Annotated in this window: 3 protein-coding genes and 1 pseudogene; 2 read left to right on the top strand and 2 right to left on the bottom strand. The window is 63.8% G+C overall.

The features are described from left to right. Both WBQ44_RS22795 and WBQ44_RS22800 read left to right on the top strand, forming a co-directional pair. Nucleotides 1-429: hypothetical protein (locus WBQ44_RS22795; RefSeq protein WP_495568930.1), on the top strand; the 429-nt coding region annotated here is incomplete at its 5' end. Nucleotides 430-630: 201 nt separating this feature from the next. Further along, nucleotides 631-990, top strand: a pseudogene (locus WBQ44_RS22800) (IS1380 family transposase); the annotation flags it as partial. Nucleotides 991-1100: 110 nt separating this feature from the next. Here the strand turns inward: WBQ44_RS22800 and WBQ44_RS22805 are convergent. Both WBQ44_RS22805 and WBQ44_RS22810 read right to left on the bottom strand, forming a co-directional pair. After that, entirely contained in the window at nucleotides 1101-1949 is an 849-nt protein-coding gene (locus WBQ44_RS22805) for a fumarylacetoacetate hydrolase family protein (RefSeq protein WP_495568931.1), read from the bottom strand. Between the two features lie 9 nt (nucleotides 1950-1958). Further along, a complete protein-coding gene (locus WBQ44_RS22810) occupies nucleotides 1959-2834 on the bottom strand; it encodes a fumarylacetoacetate hydrolase family protein (RefSeq protein WP_495568932.1) in 876 nt (291 codons plus the stop codon). Nucleotides 2835-2923 lie beyond the last annotated feature (89 nt).

The following is a 2923-nucleotide window of genomic DNA, read 5'->3' on the forward strand; positions in this document are numbered from 1 at the left end:
CTGCACCGTGACTACCTGATATCTCCTCTCGAGGAACTCATCGCGTACTCGGAAGATCTGCAACTGGTCGGGGTCGATTTCTTCGAAGCCGTGCTCGGAAAATGGCTCGAGCTGGTCGGACGATACGGATCGGCGATGGTCCTGCTCCGATCCCGCGAGGGATACCTCGCGCGCCACCAACGCGGAGAACGCCACGCGAAAACGCTAGAGCGAGCATGGGGCAAAGCCGTCAGAGAGCTCATGGACGTTGAGCACGTCGACGAGTCGCTCTACGAATACGCGTTGGCCCTACGCAATTCAATGCACAACTCCCGCGAGATCCTCGACCTCCTCGGAGTCACCAAGCGATCGCCCGCCCGCCTCGTCCACGACCTCACGACGATCTATCGCGGTACCCTTCGTGGCCTCGCGACCACGACATACCCCTGACGGCAGTTCCTGCTCCGGGCTGGAAGGCCTCCATCGTCCACCTGTGGGCGGGACGTTGACACCGTGTAGGACCGAGTGCCGGTGCAAGACGACGCTGTCTGCGCAAAGGCTGATATCGGGACACCGAAGTCCCACGGCAGTCCCCTACGAATAGAGCTTGTATAGGGCAACTGTTCAACCGATCCGAGAAGCATCTCGTAGGTGCAATTCAAGCACGCTCCCGCCGCGGTGTCTGCGGTGTTCGATGATCCGAACCTCGTGTCGACCGCAGGACTGGTGCCGATGCTCAGGCTCGCGCAGCGGGCCGGTCTAACGGAGTTGGCTCGCGACCGGTTGAGTGTCCCGACGGACAAGGGCGCAAGCGCTGGCGCGAAGGTGATGGCGCTGGTGGCGGGGATGCTCGCCGGGGCGGACTCGATCGACGACATGAACCTGCTCCGCCATGGCGGGATGGGCCGGTTGTTCGACCGGACGTATGCGCCGTCGACGCTGGGATCGTTCCTTCGGGAGTTTCGGTTCGGGCACGTCCGCCAGCTCGACGCCGTCGCCTCCCGCGTCCTGGCGAGCCGTCCTGCGCGTGGTCGACGATCCACGAGAACCGCGGAGCGCGTACCCCGATCCCGAGCGCGGGGCCGTGAGGTATTCGACGCGAAGGTCGTGGCAGAGCGGTTTCACGAGGTGCGCGTGAACGTCGTGGTCAGCGTGCCGATGCCCTCGATCTCGCTCACCAGCACGTCATCCGGGCCGATGAACCGCTTCGGTGTGCGTCGATTGCCGATGCCGGACGGCGTGCCCGAGAAGATGATGTCGCCCGGCAGCAGCGGCGTGACCGCCGACAGCCGCACCAGCAGCTCGGCAATGTCGTAGAGCATCATCGACGTGCGAGAGGACTGCATCCCTTTACCCGACAGGCTGCACGCGATCGCGAGGTCGTCCCGCTCGGCGAACTCGTCGGCAGTCACGAGCCATGGCCCTGTCGGCCCGAATCCGGGGAAGGATTTGCCCAGGCTGAACTGCGGCGACGATCCCTGGAGCTGCGTGATGCGCTCGGAAAGATCCTGCCCGATCGTCAGACCCGCGACATGGTCCCACGCGCTCCCTCTGTCGACTTTGTACCCCTCACGGCCGATCACGACGACGAGCTCGACTTCCCAATCGACGTTGCCCTCGGGGAGTTCGACGACATGGCACTGTCCGACGATCGACGTCGGGAACTTCGTGAAGGTCACCGGCATCTCATCCGGCGGATAGCCCGCTTCGGCCGCGTGCTCGGCGTAATTCAAGCCGATCGCGAATACCTGGCGCGGGCGCGGCACCGGAGCACCGAGAAGTGCCTCATCGAAAGCGGATGCCGGATGCGCTGCGGCATCCGACCCCTCAGCCCACTCGGCGAACGCCGTCCAGTCCTCGAACAACGCCTGCGGGTCTGGGCCGAACCGGCCACCCGACGCCACGGCCACATCGAGCGCACCGGCATCCGTCACCAGCACCGCACGCCCTGCCAGGTTCGCGATCTTCACAGGTCAGGCCTACCAGTCCACGCGCTTCGGGGCGGGCTCGCCGTAGCGCTCTTCCCAGCTGATGACCTTGTTGCGAAGGACACCGAGACCCTGGATCTCTGCCTCGACGACGTCACCGGGCTTGAGGTAGAAGTCGAACGGGTTCGGCTGGATCGCCGCGACTCCGCGGATGGTGCCGGTGCTGATGAGGTCACCCGCGCTGAAGATCTGCGGCGAGTGGTAGGAGATGAGGTGTGGCAGCGTGACGATCATCTCGTTCGTGTTGCCCTTCTGGCGAACATCGCCGTTGACGCGCAACTCCATCGCGAGGTTCTGGTAGTCGGGCACTTCATCGATGGTCACGATGTACGGGCCGATCGGGCAGAAGGTGTCGATCGCCTTCGAGAACGAGAAGACGCCCGATTCCATCTCTTTGCGCTGGATGTCGCGCGCCGAGATGTCGTTGAAGATCGTGAAGCCGGCGATGTGCTCGACGGCGTCTTCGGGGCTGAAGAACTTGCCCGGCTTGCCGATGACTGCCAGCATCTCGAGCTCGTAGTCCATCTCGCGGGTGAGCTGGTCGGGGTAGACGATTTCGTCGTCCGGGCCGATGATGGCGTCGATGTTCTGGAAGAACACGATGCCCTTGTGCACCGGGTGCGACCAGTCGACGGCTTCGAGCTCTTCGTGGTGAGCCGCGAAGTTTCCGGCGGTGTGGAAGAACTTCTTGGGCACGATGGGGGCGCGCAGACGCACATCGCTGTAGGCGAGGCGCTCGCCGGTCTCGGATACCTTGCCCTCGAGTTCGAAGTATTCGCGGGTCGAGGGCACGTCGAGTTCGATGACGAGGTTCTCCTCGAGTTCGAGGCGACCGACGCGACCGTCGTCGAAAGTAATGAGCTTCATCGTTCTTCTCTCCTAGATCTTTGTTGTCGTTGCGGTACCGGCGCGCCTAAGCGCCGACCATGTTGAATCCGCCGTCGGCGAGCATGTAC

Origin of the sequence: Rhodococcus sp. (in: high G+C Gram-positive bacteria) (assembly GCF_049591685.1) — a bacterium.
In the GTDB taxonomy this organism is placed as follows: domain Bacteria; phylum Actinomycetota; class Actinomycetes; order Mycobacteriales; family Mycobacteriaceae; genus Rhodococcoides.